This is a genomic window from Rhodohalobacter sp. 614A, from assembly GCF_021462415.1.
Classification (GTDB): domain Bacteria; phylum Bacteroidota; class Rhodothermia; order Balneolales; family Balneolaceae; genus Rhodohalobacter.
Genome location: NZ_JAKEDS010000006.1, coordinates 103,699 through 123,378 on the forward strand (window position 1 = coordinate 103,699; position 19,680 = coordinate 123,378).

Sequence of the window (19,680 nt, forward strand, 5' to 3'; positions counted from 1 at the left end):
CCTCAAATAAACCAGTAAAATGAAAAAATTTAGCACACAACTACTTATCAGTTTAATTGTGGCTAGCAGTTGTCTTTCACTTGATCTGAAAGCGCAAAACTCAGAACAGAATCAGAGACTCAGCGAAAAGCAGCAAGCATTGATTCCGATTGCAGCCTATACGGCCATTGGTGACCTGCAACGTTTAAAACCTGCACTACATAACGGTTTGGATGCGGGTCTGACAGTCAATGAAATCAAAGAGTCCATAGTTCACTTGTACGCTTATGCCGGATTTCCCAGAAGCATTCGAAGTCTTCAAACCTTTATGGAGGTCTTGGAGGAGCGTGAGGCCGAGGGTATAAATGATGAACTGGGCCCAGAAGCTTCCCCAATCAATGATGACCGAAGCAAGTACGAACGGGGAGTGGAAACTTTGTATGAGCTGACCGGCTCAGACTGGGGAAAGCCGGAGTCGGGCTACGGAGCGTTTGCCCCTGCCATTGACAGATTCCTCAAAGAACATCTGTTTGCCGACCTGTTTGAGCGGGATGTATTAACCTACGCTCAACGAGAGCTGGTGGTCATTTCCATACTCAGCAGCCTCGATGGCGTGGAGCCGATGTTGGGAAGCCATTTCAATCTTTCCCTGAATGTCGGTTTAACTACCGGTCAGTTGCAGCATTTTGTAGATATCATCGAAACTACATTAGGTGAAGAGAAAGGAGAAATCGCTCAATCAGTACTGGATAACGTGCTGGAAAACAGATCTGAATAATTTTTAAAGCTAATATGCGAACATTAAACCCGAAATAACGAATTTAAAAAAGTTGATTAATGATGAATTGGATGAGAACATTCCTCTTGCCGCTTTTAACTATAACTATTTTATTCATTTCCTGTAGTAATGAACCGCAAACGGATACTGCTGACGGACCGAAAACAGAACCGGTGTTTCCAATAGGTCAAGAAATTTCGAGTGACAATTTCACCGGTACTGCATGGTTGAACATGATTGCAGAAAACGATGCGAACCTGAACACTCATATTGGCAACGTAACGTTTGCGCCCGGTGCAAGAACGAATTGGCACTCTCATCCGGGCGGACAAATTCTTCTCGCAACAGATGGCACCGGTTATTATCAGGAGAAAGGTTCATCCATACAAATCCTGCAAAAAGGGGATGTGATTCAATGTCCACCCAATGTTGAGCACTGGCACGGTGCTTCACCCGACAGCAAGTTTACTCATATTGCCATCGGCCCTAATCTTGACGAGGGTGGCGTAGTTTGGTTAAATCCTGTTACTGAGGAGGATTACAATAGCATTGACTAAAAAATCGACTGCTTTGTGAGAATAGTTGAATCTGTAATCAATCAACCAGAAGAGTTGCATGTGAACGAAATGCTATACCGGCCGACAGCTTCGGAATTATAGTTTAAATCTTTCGCGTCTACACGTTCCTCAACATTCAATTTCACAAGATTTAACAATATAATTCATTAGAACAGAGTTTAAAAATTTCTTATACGTTGATGATGGCGTATAAACTTTCTTGGGTTGGGAGAGTCAGCGAATAGATGTTATTGCCTTCTACTTTATGCTTTTAATTCATGTGGTTATGGTTAATGAAGCAAAAACGTTTGGTAATAGGATTTACAACTGACTGTTCTCAACCTTTTTCTTTCACTAAAACATGGATATATCCATATCATCGCCATGATCGTCCTCCTCCAGTTCATCGATATCCGGATTATCGACCGATAATTGAATATCATTGCTATCCTCGGCCGGCGGAAGATCTGGCCTGGCTTCTCCATGTATGAGAAGTCTTAATTTCCTCTCAAGACTAAGGTCGTCATTATCAATATCAAACCACACGGGAAGCGAACTTAACTTTGAAAACACTTGTGTTTGAGTGGGGGTGTAGTCCTTGAATTCAAGGTCTCTGTAGTATTGAATTTTCTTTGCGATAACAGGGTTTTCGCCGTTCGTTATGATGAACTGTAGATTCCTGGGAAATCGCTTCACTTCATCGGCATTATAAAGTCGCCGTTTTTGTTCGGATTTTGACGTTCCTTTGCCACCAGAATAGCGAAAACCTGTACTTTGATTTTTGGATTTAGAGACCGAAACAATGGTGGTATCCCCTAAGGTTCGGGAAATATATTCTGCGGTATCAATATCATTGACACCAAATACCTGGACAACATCTGCATTGGAAAAAAAGGATTGCCAGCTCTGTTTATAGAGGGGTTTTAACTGGCCAAGATCCTGAAAAATAATCCAGAACTGAAGCCCATAACCACCTGCGATAGAATAATTGTCTCTGACAATATTAAGCTTGCCCAAGTTGGTAAATTCATCCATTAAAAAGAGAATTTTTTCCTCACTGGCTTCCTGTAGCCGTGTTTTTCGTATATAAATCGCTCTTTGGATAAACATCGTGATCATGATCCGCGTCCATTTTGAATACGTGCGAAGCTCTTCCGGTGGGACGATCAAATAGATCGTGGCTTTCCCGATCGCAACCTCATCATACGAAAAATCACTATGGCTCATCACCGAAGAGAGTTCGGGAGAATGAAAAAGCTGGATTTCGCTTTTAAGCGTCTCCATAATTCCGATCAACATCTTTACCGAAACCCCCGCACTCAGAAAGTCATTGGCAAATTTTTTCACGTTCAACGGGACATCACTGACACTGATCTTTTCGATATAAGCCATCAGGTCTTCGGCCGGAATAGAAAAGAGGTGATTAACGGTAGACAGGTTTCTCAGGTCAGGATGGTAGTCGGGGTGATCCGGATTATTAAATTCAGGTGCCGTACAAATATAGATTAAAAAGCCAAGATAAAGGTTTTTAGCTCTGCGGGACCAAAACGGATCCCCTTTTATTTCTTCTGAAAAAATCGTATCCACCAAGGCATTACAGGGGCGAAACGCCTTTTGAAATGTGTTTGGAATGGCATCAAGCGGATTGAAATGATTGGTCCCATTTTCCTTGCCCCAAATAGATTCACGGAATGGATCGAGGCAGATTATCTTATGACCAAATTTGTTCTGTCGGTGCTCCGCTGTAAAATTACAATTCTCCCCTTTGGGATCAACAACGATGACACTGTTGGGATAGTGAAGGAGGTTGGGAATAATAGATCCCACCCCCTTCCCGCTTCGAGTAGGAGCAACGGTTACCAGGTGTTTCTCACCTTTAAACGTTAAAATATTGTTGCTTTTTTTATGCCGCCCAATAACGATTTCGCCCTCCCCTCCTATCTTGAATCCTGTATGAGTATAATGGTCTCCATACTGAACCTCTGCCGTTCCATGAACGCCTTTTTCGGCTGGTCCCCTCGGCCTGATCGTCCCCCAAATGACAATCATCATAGCAATCACATAGAGTGATCCCCAAATCAATAAATGCTCCGGAATAGAGGAAATCGAATATTCCTGGATATAATAAAACAGAAGCGATGGATCATACAGCTCTCCGTTTACACATAGCACAAATAGTCCTACCGAGAAAAATGAGATCGATGCGTTTCTCCAGAGTTTTTTCCACAAAAAATAGCCGCCGGTTAGTAATGAAACAGCCAACAACCAAAAGATAATCATGACTCCCGTCTTGCCTATCTGGATGTTAGGCCGAACGTCGCCAAATCCACTCATCACAAACTGATTGAAATACAACCAGCTCATTACAACAGACAAGAGGCCTGTAAGAAATACAAACCCAATAAGGTTGTTCTCGTGTTGTAATGTTTTCTTTTCGGCCATGGTGCTGGTTGCTTTAAAAATTATATGCGAATGACTTCAGCGGGTAACCTCCGGGTCGTTTGCAATTCGGGCAAAGGATCTATACGCGCTGTAGGTAATACTCATAACTGGCTTCGATAATGATTTCACATCTGTTATCTTGGAGGGCATGTGATCTGATGAAGACTGTATCCCCTTTTCAAACATTTTCTGAAACCCGATTACTTCACGAGCCGATTGCATACCCTTCATGGACTTTTTCTTTATCTTAAATCCTTCCTTCGCATATTTAACCTTTTCTCCGGCCCGCTGGGCTTTCATTTTTACATGATTTGCTTGATTTTTAAAAGATTTGCTCCCTCTAAACCCCCGGTATTTTTTTTCGAGCTTTGAAATTTCACTGGTCAGCTGTTGATGCTTACCGAGCAATTGATCTTTTTGCTTGATGAGATCTTCCTTCCGGGAAATGTTTCTTGTCTCTTTTGGGGCTGTTTGTATTCTTGCCATTTCGTAGCGAACACTCGAAAGTTCTGATTTAATCTCCTCTCTTTTCGATTTAAGCTCATTAATCGCCTCGTGAATGAAAAGATTCTGAACCTGCTTCTCCGCTTTGCCGTAATTGATCCCGCTGTTTCTGATATCAATATATTTTGTGAGATCTTCTCCGTAGAGTTGTTGAAGATTTATTTTGTTCAGTGAGGAATCAATTGAAGATGCATTCACTCGTTGAAATCCATCCGTAAAAAAAAGACCTTTTTTGCTATAGTCCAGCCACAAATCTCTGGCCGCGAGTTTTCCATCTAACTCACCGAAACTTTTAGCCGACAGCAACTCTTTTTGTATCTGAGATGCCTTTTCTTTTGGGCTTGCAAGATCCATTTGTGATGGGTCATAACCAAGGGACCTGGCTTTTTCCTCGAGTTGAGTATTGGTGGCAGGCCGGCTGGTTTGTTGTAGATTATCATCATCTTTTGAGGTCATGGTATGGTAGTAACATTGGCTTTGAATTAAGGTGTTACTATATACTGAAAAATTGGCTATTCGCCATACCATGCCTCGGTATAGGTATAAGGTTCTTCAAATGAAAGATCGTCTAAAAGATAAATGGTAAACGGAGTACCGGCTTCAATGACAATGGTTGGCTGACGATTCATGTTTCGTTGTAATACCATATTGGCCACCCGTTGAAAGTCCTCTGCAATTTGAACAGCAATTAATTCCCTGGCACTCATGGCACCAAACAAACCGGCCCTGTTTGGCGAAACAGCCAAAGACGCACCGGCACCGATGAGACTCAGCATGGCAGATTGACCAAAAATTCGCCAAAAATGTGTGTTGACCTCCCCGCCAAGCCCGCTCATACCTTGCAGATCATGGGTAGGGAAGGATGGTAACTGGATAGACCGTCCGTCCGGGAATAACAATCGCTGCCAGGACATCATCATTTTCCGTTGATCAAATGCAATTCCAGAATCGTACGTACCGACGATTCGTGTGCCTCTTGGTATAATCAGATGTTCTTGATTGATACTATCGTAAACGTCACGGTTTATCATACCAACAATGTTTCCTGGCAATGCAGATGATACCCCGGTTTGAAGAGTCGCCTCAATCATCGTTCCTTCCAAAAGAGTATAGGGGGTGGGTGGGTGATTAAATTCAACCGTTCCCTGGTTGTTTTGCTCTTCTGTAAATCGTAATGGTTCCTGGCCGGTTGAATTAGATTGACGTCTGTCAGCCGGGAAAGCAGATGAAACTGAACGACCGATCGCAGCCTGTTCCATGGATGGGTTTACATCGTCACTTACACGAACCTCTCCTCCAATTTTAATATCACTGGACAGCGCTTGTTCATAGAGTTCTTGCCGGCGGTCAGGTTGCTGCGGCCCTGGTTGTGATGTCCTTGCTGTAGGCTGGGATACCGGCCGGTCAAAAATACTTTGCGGATCCGGTGGATCGAAATCAAGTTCTTCTTCATCGGTTTGTAACCCGGCAGGTTCATTTTGTAAAAACCCGGGTTCTCCACTTTGTACAGGTGGTTGATACTCTCCAATCTTGCGTTGTGAGTTTCCGGACTGAAAAATATTAAATAAGATGGTCGCTAATAATATACCGCCAAGTGCCAAAGCACCAAGTAACAACAATCGTTTACTCGATTCATTAATTTTGTTTTTTTCTTCTTTCGGTCTCATAATTTCATTCGCTATCGTTAAGAGTTACAAGTAATTCACGATCCCGGGTAACCCGTCCAAAACCTAAAAACCCGCGCTTTTGAAATTGATACGTTAGTTTCGCCTGCTGAAACACCCGGTCAGTTCGGATGATTTTACTATCCGGGTCATACGAAAAGTTCATCTGCTGCTTATCCCCAAAACGATTTGTTAAAAAGACTCCCGGAAGTTCTTGTGATTCGATATCGAAATCACTTGGTAGTTGAATGAAAACATGACGGTTGTTGTCCCATATGGCCACTGGTTCCCATGGAAAACCGTATTTCCCTTCTTCATACTCATATCGTTCAAAGGCACTACTACTGTCCGGCCGGGTAAATGACGGCCCCCGGGATCGACTCCCCTGTTCTCGGCGGATCCTTTCCTGATCTTTTCTTATCTGTTCGTTGAGTTTCTCACTGGCTTCATCCGGATAGTAAAATGATATTCCTCTTGTAAAATGTGTATCCGGATTGGTCCCTGGATCCTTAATCTTCGGCGCCTCCAGGGTAATGTCATAGGTCCGTCGGTTTGTGGTAATCACAAAATTGGTCGATATATCATCGATAATTGGTTTTACAAAAAAAATAACTTTACTCATCTCACCTTCTCCCTGTAAAGAGTAGTCAATCTGCCACCGTGTTGCATCTCCTACAGCCTGACCGACAACCTCTTCCCCCTCTTCAAGTTCTATTCTTGAAATACGAAGTGGTGATGCGGTAACAATGGGTTCTGTATAGCCAAAGGGATATTCAATGACATCACTCTTTTCATTAATTGGGTATACAATGACCCCTTGCTCATTTACATGCATCGGTATTTCAGGTGATTCCTGGGCATGTACATTTGGACCAATGACCCAAAGAAATGCAGCCAATAATATTGCCAGTGGTTGTGATCGATGATTCATGGTGTTTCCTCGTTTAGGGTTGTTGGAGAGATCGCTCCCCAGTTCAGTTCGGTTATGTATAGTCCAAGAGGGTTTTTTAGGATCGTCTCTGATGACGATGGTGGGTGATTCTCAACTTCGATAAATGCTTCCCATTCTTGCGCCTCACGGGACCCACCCCGAAGGTTCGTGGTGGTTTCTACCCACTGAATCCTCCAATTTCCCGAATCGTCGGTTTGAAGGATCTGTGAGACTTCAATAGATCTTCGAAAATTTCTGGAGAGAACTCTCGGGTCGTTTTCTTCCTCACCATAGTAATCATTGAGTCTTCCGGCGACATTATTAGATACCATCGAAAACCCGTCCCGCAACTGCTCTTCGATATATTCTTCATCTCCGTGGACACTCCTCATAAGCCGGATCCATTTAAAGAGTTCGGCCCTGACCAGACGATCATGATTGGTATTCAATTTCTCTGCCGGTCCAAGAATGGTAACCTGGTCAAAGTCATCTACACTTACCAAATATGGAACATATCCAGCCTGAAAACTCCGGACTATAAATGCCCCGGTTACAAACAACAATGTAATTGCAGACAAGAAAAAGGCCCTTCGCCAATTCTCTTTCGATTTGGCAAGATTGTAGTAAGGATCGTCCTCCCGCCGGTCAGCTTGTGCGCGAAACAAACGGTTAGGTTCTGTTTTTTTGGTTGTTCGTTTCATAGTTCATCCATTCGGTTTAAAACTTTACCTAAGTCGAGGTTTTGATTTTCAGTGATGAATTGAGACATTTTTCCGGGTATTTTTGCTAGTACAAATATTGCCAGGAAAGAGAAAAACCCGATACTCAACAGGACGTGCCAACCAAAATCTTGCGAAGAGTATACATTCTGAACCATCATCATCAGAACACTCCAAAAAAAGTAGAAGATCATGTAAAACAGAAAGACCTTTACACCGAGATGAAATATGTAAGAGATGTATCGCTCCGAATATACCCGGGTGAACTTCATGGGTAAAAATCCTAAAAACAACGGGCTAAAAGTTAGAGCAATCAGCACTTCCATCGTGATATAGGCATATTGGATTGCCAGAACTACAAACCCGGCCAGCGCAAACAACAGGAAAAAGACTGAAAACGAAGCGGACAAACTTAATATGTTTACCCAGCTATAATTGGCTTGCAGGCTTTGATAGGCAGCATTAAAGAACCAAAGTCCGGCTGATATGATTTGAAATTCATTCAAATCCATCTCCGCTCCATAAATGGTAAATGCAATTTCCTGGAATCCTAAAACAAGTGCTTCCAGAAGCCAGAAAAACATAATAATGGCAAAAAGAAAAACGAGGGTAACGAGCTTTTTAAGAGATGTGTTAACCGGATCAATGCTTTTATCAGAAAATTTCAATCCGATTCCAAAAACCACCAGATCGAGTACTGCAAGAGCAAAAAAAATCGATACGCCAATATTAAACGCCCGGTTTCTCCAATCAAACGTGATCTGTTGCTGAAATTGATTCAATTCATTGTACCACTCAGGTGTTTGGGCAAAGCCACTCTCAGCAAAAATTATACACGCAGCTAATACGGCTGCAAATGCCCAAAAATATGTTCTGATTTTTGCGTTCATCAGTTTGACCCGGCCCAAGATGGAACGATTCTGCGAGTAGAAGTTGCCTGAGCTTGGTCAGACATAGTTTGTATCCCCTCATTTGTATGTTCGCGGTGGCGTTGTTGAAACCACTCTTCATCACGCTGTTGCTGTTTGCGCTCTACTTCCAGTTGTGCCATAAAAGCGGCCTGTCCGGCAAGAATGTGCTTGGCCTCGGTCAATTCCTGGGCATGAAGTGCAGTAATATATCCTTGCAATTGTTGCGCCTGGGCTGGAGTCAGATCTTCCCGTGATAATAAACCGGTTAATACATCCAGATACTCATGCGTTTGACCGGTCATCCGCTGATTTTCTCTTGCTGAAATTATCAGCTTATCTGCTTCCTGGATATTATAGTCGGCATACTGAGCGCGAATTTGACGCCAGTATTCTGGATTTTGTTCATATTCTTTGTGTCGATTCCAGGTATCATATAACAGCTGGTATTCATCAGCTAAATAATTTCGCAGATATCCAAGGTTTTCGCGGGCAATTTCAATTTTTCTGATGTTTTCACGTACATCTTGCTGGTTGTATTCAGCATTATCAATTTTTTCTCTTTCAGATTTACCTAAAACTGTAAGATAGATGTCTTGCAAAATGGAATGGCATTCTGCCTCTACCAAAGCCGTCATTTCAACTTTTGTTAATTCTTCAACGGCCTGTTTGGTGCCATCCCCACCACCAAATATTCCACCCAGTAAACCACCCACAAGGAGGCCCGTCCCGCCAGTCATGGCACCTAAGCCAAGCGACCCCGCAAGGCCAACAACATCATCAACCATGCCTCCAACCTGATTGACTCCCAAATCCCCTATGGAAAACACAGTGCCCAACAAACCATCAGATGATATTTGGCTTCGGAGGCTTTCCAACGATTTACACTCATCTGGCATATTCTGTCCAAATCCATCAATCCCGCCACTACCATACATAGGCAGATCGGCCGGTCCAAATTGCGCTTGGCTTGTCTGCGGGATGGACAGAAACCAAACAAGAACAAATAAAAATACATATAGCAATACTTGACGATTCATTGATGCCTCCAATTGTGATAATTGTGGTTTTAGTTTTCTGTAAAGTCATATTCAATTGAAAAAGAAGCATTCCCGACGGGCAGGTCTAATTTGGTTTCTTCCACAACTTCGCCGTCAACAATGATCTGTGCTACTATTTGACCTTTTCCTTCATCTAATGGATCAATACTTTGAATTCTTCTTGCGCGTAACTCCGCAAAAGGAGTCGGTGATTTTATGCTTGCAAGAAACATCTCACTTTCCCAAAGACCCTCTTGGCGCTCTATCCATCCCGATGAAACCCTGGCCTCATCTGGATCCTCATGAGAGAAATGTAAAATTTCTGCCCGGAAGCCTTCTGTAATTTCAACCCGATAGTAATACTCATGCTCAGTTTCATTTGTGTTGCTCCCTCCGCTGGGCCCATTACAGCTGACCAATACAATCAGAACCGTGATATAAAAAATGATGAACTCTCTTTTCATGACTGAACCTATTTATTGATAGTTGAAAAGTTGGTTTGCAAAAAATCAGCTTCTCCATTAACTCCTAATTGTCGAAGCCACTCCACAGGCCATGCTTCCCCGTGATTCTCCATGAGTGAGTTAATTGTTTTTCGTCGTTCGGTAACACTAAGCCCGGACGTTTCACCTAAAAACCCAAGTGAGAATTCATCCAACTTCAAATCCACTAATGCCGATCCTGCTGGTGTTGACAAATAGTACTCCCTCTTGGGTTTCGCGTGCTGGATAATCTCAATTTGGCTTTGGTTCAACCCAAACAACTCATAGATTTTCTGGTAGTGCGTGGCTGTAGCATTTGGATTTGCCAAAAAAACCTTTTCCGGGCATGAATCCTGGAAAAGTGTTGCATTTTCGAAATTCAGAATGTCTTGTGGAGATTGTGTAATCAATCCTACATGAGCATTTTTTTTGCGCAGCTCACGGAGCCACTGTTCAAGCCGGTCCGAAAATTTCTTTTCCCGAAACGCTTTCCAGGCTTCTTCTATAAAAATGAGTGTTGGCCGGTCTTTTTGCAGGCTTTTTTCAACCCGGAAAAAAAGATAGTCCAATACCGGCAATAGAATTTGATTGCTCATTTCCAATAGCTTTTCTTGTTCAAAAACCTGGTAAGAACTGTCTGATATCGGATCATCTGTCCCGTCAAAAACATCATATTTACCGGCCTGTGTATAGACCATTAATGCCTGACGAACCCGGCTATCCTGTACTTGAAATACAAACTCACTCATCGTTCGGCGTTCTGCCGGCAGGAGCATCATTGAATCAATCGAACGACTAATTTCTCGCTTTTGAGTTGCAGTGAGTTCAATCCCCTGCAACTGCGCCATCATTTCAATCCAGTCGTTGAACCAAACCGGATCATCTTCAAGGTGTTTGAAAGGCTGAAAACGAAGCCCGTCATCGCCGCCAATGTTGTAATGCGCTCCTCCACTTGCCCGGCAAAGAACTTCTCCGGAATTACCTTTATCAAAGAGGAATACCTGACTGCGATCCATCCGCCGCCATTGGGAAATTTCAAAGTTTATGTAGGTCGATTTTCCGCTCCCTGTCGGTCCCAAAATAAGCTTATGACCAACATCCCCGGAAATCGGTTGATGTTTGATAAACGGCTGCCCTTTTTTGATTCCGGTTGCTTGCTTTGTGGGTACATTTACAGCTACCCAATGAGCGGGAGCACCTTTCATATAAGCGGATGTATTTTTCTCTGGTCCTGTCCAAACTCCCCACAGAGGTATCATATCAGCAATGTTTTTGCAGCTCATAAAATAACGTCTAATATTTTCCGCGTGTCCCGGCAGTGTTCCTAATAATCCTCGCAGTGGCTGGATATCTTCCTTGACTGCTACACAGCCGAGTTTGCGAACTTTGCTTATAATTTTCTGCTCTTGTCCTTCAAGGATCTCTTCAGACTCGTTATAAACCACAAAGGTTGATGTAATTTGTGCGAAACTGTCTTTATTACTTTGCACATGGGAAATAGCCTCCCCTGCTTCAGCCATCATATTAAGCGCGTGCTTGTTTTCGTAAGCCTCTTTTACTTTTGTGTCGCCGCCATCATCGGCTCCAGAAACCAGTTCGGCCGGACTTTTTCGCCCCCACCTGTACATTTCACGGATCCGATCAATTTTTTTCTCCTGGTCTTTTTTGTCCATCGTAATCACTCGATTGGAAAACCGGTATTCCACATCCAGTTCATTAAGCTCTTCAAATATTCCTGCCCAGGTTTGAAATGGCACTCCACTTATGGTGATTACACCAACGTATTGATCACCAATTTTCAACCGATAGTACTCCGGAACCTGCAGGGCTCGCCGTACTTTGCCTGGTGGTTTTTTTGCACAGGGTAGCTGAATAATATCCGAATAGCCGATTATTCCGTCTATAAAATCGGGATGATCGGGATGATGAACCGGCTGCCGAACGCCATTCAGGTTATATGCAAGCTCGGACAGGATGTCATCCGCATCCATCCTTTCCAGGAAAAAATCATCGATAGCCTTAAGCTCTTCTTCAATCTCTACAAGATGAGAGGTAAACTCCGTTGCGTCCGGCCGGTCCCCCGGCATCCATACGACCGAAAACACATATCGGTTTGTATAATAGGATTGCCCGCTCGAAAATCGTTGTCGTCGTAAAAGATCAATGCTGTAGTTTACCGCGTCCGGATATTGACCGGTTGTTGGGTAATCTTTTAACTCCGATCGCTGACCTGAGAAGTAAAAAGCCCAGCCATTTCCATATCGGCTTAGGAACCTGGCTATAATGCCAGAAGCATGGTCTTGCATCGTCGTTGTCTGATGAGAAAGGCTGGGGCCGCGATAAACAAACATTGCAAGGAGACCACCATCTTTAAGCCGCAGTATACCATGCTTCGGGTCTTCAAAATGGCTGTAGTTAAGCAAGTCTGTTACTGCAAGGGGATCGTCTCTATGCTCCTGGCGGCTTAGTATCCACCAAAAGAATAGCCCGCCAGCGGGTACTCCAACTCCGATGAAAAATAAGATCTCAGCCATAACAATTAGTGCAGGGTTGGTATTGATTTTGTTTTTTTCTTTCGATCATGGTCTATTCGTGGACGCGGCCTGAGATGGTTGTTCGCACTAATAATTTTTCCTAACCACAACATCAGGAAAAACTCGTCCTTTTCTTCTGCTTTGATAAGGACTCGGTATAATAGCATTCCTACAATGATACTGGCCACCACGCCAATCCAGGTAATACCGAACATGAGCAAAACAATCATTAAACATCCAACCAGCAGTCCAAAAAGCCCGTGAGAAAGTCCGGCGATCTTTGGCCTGCGAATCAGAGGTTGATAAACGGTATTTTTTTTATTGTCCTTCAAATGACTGCTCCCCCGAAGAAAAGGTTTACAAGGCCTATCGCCCCAAAAGCAATGGTAGCACCAATAATAACTTTTCCAAGTCGTTGCCACCCCGCTGCATCATTCTGTCGGGCAACGGCAATTGTCCCTGCACCTACAATGAACCCTAAAACGATTAAGGCAATAGCAATTGGGCCTGTCAGAAAATCGACGATATCCCATATGATTTGTGTAATTTGCAGCTGACCACCTATGGCCCCGCCGCCGGTCGTGGATCCAAATGCTACCGCTGGAACTATTATGAGTAAAGGAAGAGCCGTAATGGTTCGAATTAGTGTTTTTATATGTGTTTTCATGATTGGTTGGGTTTGGTTTTAGGGTAGATGGTTAGAAATTCCGGTCGCATGATCGCCGTATCGTAGTTGAACTCAACCCGGACAATCTCTCTCACCTTCCGTCCGTCCGGTCCCTTGCTTAAAAAGAGTATCAGATCAATCGCTTCACCTGCAAACATTTGGTCTAACGGGTTGTCCCAGGCGAGTTCTGCCATTCTAAAAAACCGCATAAACCCCTGTCGTGCTCCGCCGGCATGCAACGTACAAAATCCTCCAACATGGCCCGTATCCCAGGCATTGAGAACCTCTTTCGCCTCAATGCCCCTTACCTCTCCAACGATAATCCGGTCCGGGTTTTTCCGAAGGGATTTTTTAACATTCTCTGCCATGCTCCAGGACTGATTCTTTTCAGTCTTTACTGTAAACAGGTACTCATGATTTTCAAAGGAGCAGTTGACCTCGTGTTCATCCTCCATGATGATTGGCCGCTCATTTGGGCTTACACGCGCTAATTCACCAATGAGACTATTTAGAAATGATGTTTTCCCGCTGGACGTAGACCCACAAATGAGAATATTCGATTTATTTAGTAAATGCTGAACAAGCAATTCCCGAATCTCATCATTTACGTAATCTGTTATGGGAAAATCCATTCCGGGCTTTCGGATCACTATGCTCGGTCCCGGCTCTGGAGTGATGGGCGGTACAGAAGCTTCCAGCCGACAATTAAAAAGCTCCTTGGGCAAGATAGCCGACAGCGTAGGATGTTCCTGTGTAATCGTGCTGTCTTTCATCGAGGCTATCTTGTTGAGAAATGCAACCATATTGGGCCGGTTGATTGCGATACTGGTTTTCTCCCGGCCCTTTGCTCCTTCAACAAAGACGTGTGATGCCCCAGAATTGATTTCGATGTCAGTTATATCCGGTCTTTCCAACAGATCATAAACGTCCCCAAGAAAGTATTTGAGTGAGTCGATATGTGCTTTATCTCCGGTTACCATATAAAAAGTGGTGTTAGAGTCCCTGTAATTTTTGAAATCTCCACAAATCCGTAATATCTGGAATCGTAGGAGTTGTCTGTATCTCCAAGCAAAAAGACGGTTCCATCGGGAACTACACCATTATATAAAAACCGCTGCATCGGCCTCCCTTTTGAGTCAGTACGTGGGGCTTTTCCGGACACTGGTATTCCCGAAAGGGTGGTTTGCTTTGGACCTACACGGATATTCTCTCCCCCAACTGCAGCAACTCTCTTGCCTATCATATGCCCTTCCCGGATATACTTTCGTTCCGCTGCCTTTTTATTGATCTCTTCATCATAAAACAACACAAGATCTCCCTTGCCGACTTCCTTCCCACTGGTTTGGGTAATAAAATAAATACCTATTGGAAGTGACTCACTGGTATTGATCGCCACCCGCGGACCGGAGAGCCAAAGAACCAGCAAAAATGTGGCGCCACCGATGATGAAAGCGTTCTCCTTGAGGATTCTCATTGTCCTGCACTCTTGGGATTCAAAACAAATTGTAATGCAATTTAGGGTATTAATAATTGCATAAATGCATTACGGTAGTAATGAATATATTTTCTTTTTTAAAGTCAATTAAAAATTAGAAAATTTTAATCCAATAGCTTTTTGGTGGTTTTTTTCTCCTGATAAACTCTTTCTTTACTCCCTCCTATAAATAGAAAAGGCCGGCAAAAACCGGCCTCTCGCCAGAAAAGATTGTGACATCTTCCCCGCCTGGTAGCCCCGGGTGATGTTGCGCTTCCGCATTGCATCGTCTCGGGCTACATTATCTAAGATAGAATTCTTTAAAAAAAATGCAAGCCCGTAAAACGTGTAATGCTATTCCGCAATATAATTTTGGAATCGTCCTGGTAAATCAATTGTGACTTTTATAATTTTTTCCGTAACCGGATCTCGTTCAAACCCCTCGTTTTCTACATACTCCCAGAGTGCATTTTCAATAATAGCTACTTTCGTCATTCCTTGTCGGTCTGCACCTTCGTCAATAATGTCGTTCAATTTTTTATCAATACGGGCGGAGATATTCACTTTGTAATTTGATATATAATCCATAATTTTTTTTGGTTCCTCTACCCTATTCTGAACCGGATCAAAGTCCTGGTTGGACCCATTGCCGTTTGGTTCATCATCTCCCCAAAACGCACGTTCGATAATATCATTTTTGGATACACGATCAATTTTACAAATGATGTCAAGGATATAGTTTAATTTTGGATCAATCCTTACCGTGACGGAAACTTTTTCGGATTCTGGTACCGTGGGTTGATTTTTATTCATTATCTGGTGAGCCCTTGGCTTCTATTATTTTCTGCTTCACGTAGTAACATTTTTGAACACGATTCAACACTTTTTAATGCTATTGCCGATGAGGGTATCCCGATTGATTTCATCAGTTGTTTAGAAACCGATGGACCCTTCCCGTTCGAAAGACGTTGCAAAGACCGATGAAACGATATGACAGCCTGAACAACCCGAACCCCCCTTTGAACTTCCCTATTCAGTTTCAAAAGGTCACGCCCTTCTTCGGTTTGAGCAAGTAATCGAGCTGCTGCTTTTCCACTCTGCCGTTTTACTGTCGAAATTTGGCTGATAGTATCCAAAAATGTACTTCGCAATTGTTCTCTTCTATCTATCAACTTTTCCTTTCGGTTTTGATCAAAAAGAGAATGAATATAATTACTGGCTTGGTCATTTATTGATTCAAAGGCACGAAGTTGATTGGTTAATTCGAAAACGGCTGATTGGTTTTGTACGACCCCAAAGTTCCCCGGAACCTCGCTTATCATCTCATAAGCTTCGTAATACCCATTTGAATGTACATAATTCGTAAATGCTTTGTAAGCGGATTCCGGGTTTTTATAAACGCGGCTAAATCCTTCATCTATCTTTTTCTTTAGTTGTTGGACTTCCGGTGAACTATCAATTAGAGCCAGTTCGGTTTCAATTCGTTTGATCGCCTTTTTCGTTATATTTTTTACGGTTTCAAGCTCTTCCTGCGCTTGGATAGCCAGAGCTTTCCTAACCATTCGATCCCCTATCTCTGAATGAATACCACGCTCTCTCTCTTTGTCGTATCGATCAAAATGATCATTAAAACGTTTCTCCAGATTTTTTTTTGAGAAAGCCCTTGATACATGACTGGCGGCAACGGGATCTTTCCCATCTGTTATGACCAGCCCCTGCCCTCTTTTTTCAAGCCACATATCATGGTATGCAAGAATCTCGTCAAATTTTTCAAACGATTTTGCTTCAAAAAGAAACTCTTTTAATGCTTTCGCTTTTAGCTTCGGTGGACGCAAATCAACCTTTTCTGGATCATAGCCAAAACCGGCAGCTGCTTCCTTTTTTTCTGTTTCTCTTTTTAGCTCCCAAATCTCTGGAGCCCTTCCATCAAATTGCACCTTTTTTCCATGATCTGTGTGTTTCCCCGGTACCTGGCGCCAACCAAACTCTTTTTCCATCGATCTCGCAAATTCTTCCAGTCGCTGATACTCTTTTTTTACGATTTTTCTATCTCTTCCCTCCCCCGAATATTCATAGTTTTCCCATGCCAGGGTTGACTCCGGATGAACGCGATTAACGACAAAATGAAGATGAGGGTGCCTTCGATCATTATGAGCAATAATAACAGCTTCATATTCTTCAAGTCCGATGCGGTTTAAAAATCGCGCTCCAACATCTTTCATTTGTTCAGGTGTTGGATGATCCCCCGGATCCCAACTCAACATTCTGTGATAAAGAGGAGTCTTGCACCGAGAAGACATGCCGGCAGTAAATTCCATTTCCTTTGCAATATTTTCCGGCTCCAGTTCAGCAAGATTGTACGTTTCCATCCAACTCATTTTCTGTTCCTGGCATAAGTATTTTAGCAGACTGCCAAAATGCTTATTACCATTTTTTGGATGCTTAAAAATCATGCTCTCCCCTTTTGAAGGGCTTCGCGTAGCTCACCCATTACGTTACTCAATTCAAATCGAGCTTGATCTACTTTTTTTTCGACGGGCGCTTCCTTTGTTGTATTTGCTACCCGTGCAATTTGGTTCAAATTGTTTCCAATTCGTTTGAGTTCTAGACGAAGTTCTTCCGCTTGGCTCTGAGTAACAATAATGCTTGGATTTTTTACAGCCTGTGGGCGTTGACCAAGAGCAACCTGCCTGCAGTAGTTCCCTTTGGATAGGCCCGCTTTTGTGGCTGCTTTTTTTATGAAATTGAACTCCTCTTCACTACACCAAACACCAATCATTTGGTCTCGTTTACCTCTGTTCTTCTGTTTCGGCATCCGTCTGTATTCATGAATGCTGTTTTCCACAATACCAGGTTCTATATGATCATAACCCTTGAGCACGAAGGTGCGAATGGGCAAGCCGTGTTAGGGATTAACAAATTGCGTACAGCGATATGTTAAACATAACACACTGCTTGCAAATCCAGATCGAAACGGATTCTATCCTTTGTACATATTTGGTTATTGAAAATACATTCCACATTTTGAATAAACATACTTTAGAATATATTGTCAATTTTTAGAAGGCATTCCATTTAAGTAGGGAAGCTGTCAGCCTTCGACCGATTGTTCATTATTCCGCTGCGCTCATGCAAGTTTATACCCTCCTGCAGACAAGGAAGATGGTGGGTGAAGTCACCGCGGTACTAATTACTCACAATACCAATTAAATCAGGTTTCCTCTGAATCATCAGTTGGTTTTTTTATAGGTGATTGTAACCACAGGATCCCCCGATATTTCATATGCTTTTCTATTTTTCATGTGAACATATCTCTCTTGTGATATCTTGCACCACCTCTCCCCTGCCATATAGAATATTTCGTCATGATCAACTTCTGAAAACAGGATATCAGTTGTATTAATTTCCGGCTGAATTTCAACGATAACCTGATTTATTTCAACCCAAATCTCTTCGAGAAACCTCAATGTCTCCTCATTGAACTCACGATTATTGTGGGCTCTTTTCATCAACGTTAAAAATTCAGAAAACCCTGCCATAACTAAAACCAAAAGGTTGTGATAATTTAAATGGATAACTTCTTTTCTGTTTAAGCAGTGATTACAGGTAAGATCGAGGAATTTTTTTAGAATTTGCCTATTTAAAAAAATCCCTCTCCTTTTTTGCGCGGATGCGCATATTGAGAGATTGTTACTATTGTATATTGTTATATAAGGACTAACCCGGTTAATGTGGAACGAATAGTACCAATTCCATGAGTAAATAGTACCGGTAAAATGAGTAAATAGTACCACTAAAGCGAGGAATTAGTACTTTATGGTGAGTGATTAGTACCGTTTAACACGAGTGATTAGTACTGTCACTTTTCACGCTTCCCCAGGTAATGTGAGTAATTAGTACCACATTTTATCTAACACAATAAAATTAATGCGAGTTATTAGTACCTATTACCCCTCACAAATCAAGGTATTGCGAGTTAATAGCACCAATTTCTGCCTATTTATTCAGGTAATACGAGTAAATAGTACCTTATTTTATCCGCTACCTCCAGTAATGCGAGCAAATAGTACTAACTTCTGCCCTTCACAGCCAAAGTAATGCGAGTAATTAGTTTATTATCTATCTACCATGGTCAAGGTGGTGCGAGTAATTAGTACCTTGTTGAAAAAAGATTGAAAAAAGGTATCAAAATTTTTATATAATGAGTACTATTTAGATCACTCATACACCACTGCTAATTTCTCATGGTACCAAAGAAAAAAGAGAAACACCTTCCCGATTCACTGGTCGCAACACAGAGAAACGATCTGATCCATGGCCAACAACAACTCACATTAATTCAAAAAAGAATATTCACCCTGGTTGTTAAACAAATCAACAGAGATGACAAGGACTTTAAAACCTACGTCATTAATGTGAAAGACTTAGTAGAAGCCGGAAACAGTAAGAGTATATACAATCGATTGAAAGATGAAACAAAAAAATTAATTTCGAAAGTGCTTACCAAGAAGGAGAATGTTGGCAGTAAAACATCTTTTACGCACTGGACCATGATTTCGAAAGCCCATCATACTGAAGGTGAAGGAGTCTTGGAAATAAATTTACATCCGGATATCCGAGACATGCTGCTTCATCTTAAAGATCAGGGAAATTTTACCCCGGTCCCCATTTCTGAATTATTAGCCTGCAGAAGCACGTATGGCCAGCGAATCTATGAGTTGCTTTATTCCTGGCGGAGACATGGCGAATGGGAGGTTTCAGTAGAAGACTTGCGGTTTTCTCTTGCTATCGAAGATAAATATCAAAACTATGCTGATTTCAGGCGATATGTACTTGAGAAAGCGCAATCGGATATTGCAAAAAACACAAATATGAGATTTGAATGGGAGGAAAAAAAGAACGCTACCGGACTGGGTTCCGGCCGTAAAATAACTCACATTCATTTCACTTTTAAAATCATTAATGATCAGATCGATTTTGATTTTGAAAGCGACTCAGGTG

20 protein-coding genes are annotated in these 19,680 nt (G+C 42.4%); 3 read left to right on the plus strand and 17 right to left on the minus strand.

What is annotated here, in order from left to right; translation table 11 throughout:
* The first annotated feature begins 19 nt into the window (after positions 1–19).
* Complete coding sequence (locus L0B18_RS19210) at positions 20–757, plus strand: carboxymuconolactone decarboxylase family protein (RefSeq protein ID WP_234573566.1); 738 nt, start codon at positions 20–22, stop codon at positions 755–757.
* A gap of 59 nt (positions 758–816) precedes the next feature.
* On the plus strand, positions 817–1,314 hold the full coding sequence (locus L0B18_RS19215; RefSeq protein WP_234573567.1) for a cupin domain-containing protein: 498 nt from the start codon (positions 817–819) through the stop codon (positions 1,312–1,314).
* 354 nt (positions 1,315–1,668) lie between these two features.
* On the opposite strand, the gene L0B18_RS19220 is transcribed toward L0B18_RS19215, so the two are convergent.
* From L0B18_RS19220 to L0B18_RS19300, 17 genes are all read right to left on the minus strand, one after another.
* Entirely contained in the window at positions 1,669–3,756 is a 2,088-nt protein-coding gene (locus L0B18_RS19220) for a type IV secretory system conjugative DNA transfer family protein (RefSeq protein WP_234573568.1), read from the minus strand.
* 36 nt (positions 3,757–3,792) lie between these two features.
* A complete protein-coding gene (locus L0B18_RS19225; RefSeq protein ID WP_234573569.1) occupies positions 3,793–4,716 on the minus strand; it encodes a hypothetical protein in 924 nt (307 codons plus the stop codon).
* A gap of 56 nt (positions 4,717–4,772) precedes the next feature.
* Entirely contained in the window at positions 4,773–5,927 is a 1,155-nt protein-coding gene (locus L0B18_RS19230) for a TrbI/VirB10 family protein (protein ID WP_234573570.1), read from the minus strand.
* A gap of 4 nt (positions 5,928–5,931) precedes the next feature.
* Entirely contained in the window at positions 5,932–6,855 is a 924-nt protein-coding gene (locus L0B18_RS19235; RefSeq protein WP_234573571.1) for a TrbG/VirB9 family P-type conjugative transfer protein, read from the minus strand.
* Positions 6,852–7,556, minus strand: coding sequence for a type IV secretion system protein (locus tag L0B18_RS19240; protein ID WP_234573572.1), 705 nt, complete (start codon positions 7,554–7,556; stop codon positions 6,852–6,854). Before L0B18_RS19240 ends, L0B18_RS19235 begins: the two co-directional genes overlap by 4 nt.
* Positions 7,553–8,464, minus strand: a complete 912-nt coding sequence (locus L0B18_RS19245; RefSeq protein WP_234573573.1) for a type IV secretion system protein — start codon at positions 8,462–8,464, stop codon at positions 7,553–7,555. Before L0B18_RS19245 ends, L0B18_RS19240 begins: the two co-directional genes overlap by 4 nt.
* Positions 8,464–9,522: a hypothetical protein gene (locus L0B18_RS19250; protein WP_234573574.1), complete on the minus strand. Its 1,059-nt coding sequence runs from the start codon at positions 9,520–9,522 to the stop codon at positions 8,464–8,466. Before L0B18_RS19250 ends, L0B18_RS19245 begins: the two co-directional genes overlap by 1 nt.
* Positions 9,523–9,551: 29 nt before the next feature.
* On the minus strand, positions 9,552–9,986 hold the full coding sequence (locus tag L0B18_RS19255; RefSeq protein ID WP_234573575.1) for a hypothetical protein: 435 nt from the start codon (positions 9,984–9,986) through the stop codon (positions 9,552–9,554).
* Positions 9,987–9,994: 8 nt separating this feature from the next.
* On the minus strand, positions 9,995–12,538 hold the full coding sequence (locus L0B18_RS19260) for a TraG/VirB4 family ATPase (RefSeq protein WP_234573576.1): 2,544 nt from the start codon (positions 12,536–12,538) through the stop codon (positions 9,995–9,997).
* A 5-nt stretch (positions 12,539–12,543) separates the two neighbouring features.
* Complete coding sequence (locus L0B18_RS19265) at positions 12,544–12,870, minus strand: hypothetical protein (RefSeq protein ID WP_234573577.1); 327 nt, start codon at positions 12,868–12,870, stop codon at positions 12,544–12,546.
* Positions 12,867–13,205 carry a TrbC/VirB2 family protein gene (locus L0B18_RS19270; protein ID WP_234573578.1) on the minus strand — a complete coding sequence of 113 codons (339 nt, stop codon included), beginning with the start codon at positions 13,203–13,205 and terminating at the stop codon, positions 12,867–12,869. Before L0B18_RS19270 ends, L0B18_RS19265 begins: the two co-directional genes overlap by 4 nt.
* Positions 13,202–14,185, minus strand: coding sequence for an ATPase, T2SS/T4P/T4SS family (locus L0B18_RS19275; protein ID WP_234573579.1), 984 nt, complete (start codon positions 14,183–14,185; stop codon positions 13,202–13,204). Before L0B18_RS19275 ends, L0B18_RS19270 begins: the two co-directional genes overlap by 4 nt.
* A complete protein-coding gene (traF, locus tag L0B18_RS19280; protein ID WP_234573580.1) occupies positions 14,179–14,679 on the minus strand; it encodes a conjugative transfer signal peptidase TraF in 501 nt (166 codons plus the stop codon). Before traF ends, L0B18_RS19275 begins: the two co-directional genes overlap by 7 nt.
* 354 nt (positions 14,680–15,033) lie before the next feature.
* The gene (locus tag L0B18_RS19285; protein WP_234573581.1) at positions 15,034–15,492 is read right to left on the minus strand and encodes a ribbon-helix-helix domain-containing protein; all 459 of its coding nucleotides are present in this window, start codon (positions 15,490–15,492) and stop codon (positions 15,034–15,036) included.
* A complete protein-coding gene (locus tag L0B18_RS19290) occupies positions 15,492–17,132 on the minus strand; it encodes a relaxase/mobilization nuclease domain-containing protein (protein ID WP_234573582.1) in 1,641 nt (546 codons plus the stop codon). Before L0B18_RS19290 ends, L0B18_RS19285 begins: the two co-directional genes overlap by 1 nt.
* The gene (locus L0B18_RS19295) at positions 17,129–17,494 is read right to left on the minus strand and encodes a plasmid mobilization protein (RefSeq protein WP_234573583.1); all 366 of its coding nucleotides are present in this window, start codon (positions 17,492–17,494) and stop codon (positions 17,129–17,131) included. The genes L0B18_RS19290 and L0B18_RS19295 overlap by 4 nt, the downstream gene beginning before the upstream one ends.
* 415 nt (positions 17,495–17,909) lie before the next feature.
* Positions 17,910–18,218, minus strand: coding sequence for a hypothetical protein (locus tag L0B18_RS19300; RefSeq protein ID WP_234573584.1), 309 nt, complete (start codon positions 18,216–18,218; stop codon positions 17,910–17,912).
* 705 nt (positions 18,219–18,923) lie between these two features.
* Between L0B18_RS19300 and L0B18_RS19305 the strand changes: the two genes are divergently transcribed.
* Positions 18,924–19,680: replication initiation protein (locus tag L0B18_RS19305; protein WP_234573585.1), on the plus strand; the 757-nt coding region annotated here is incomplete at its 3' end.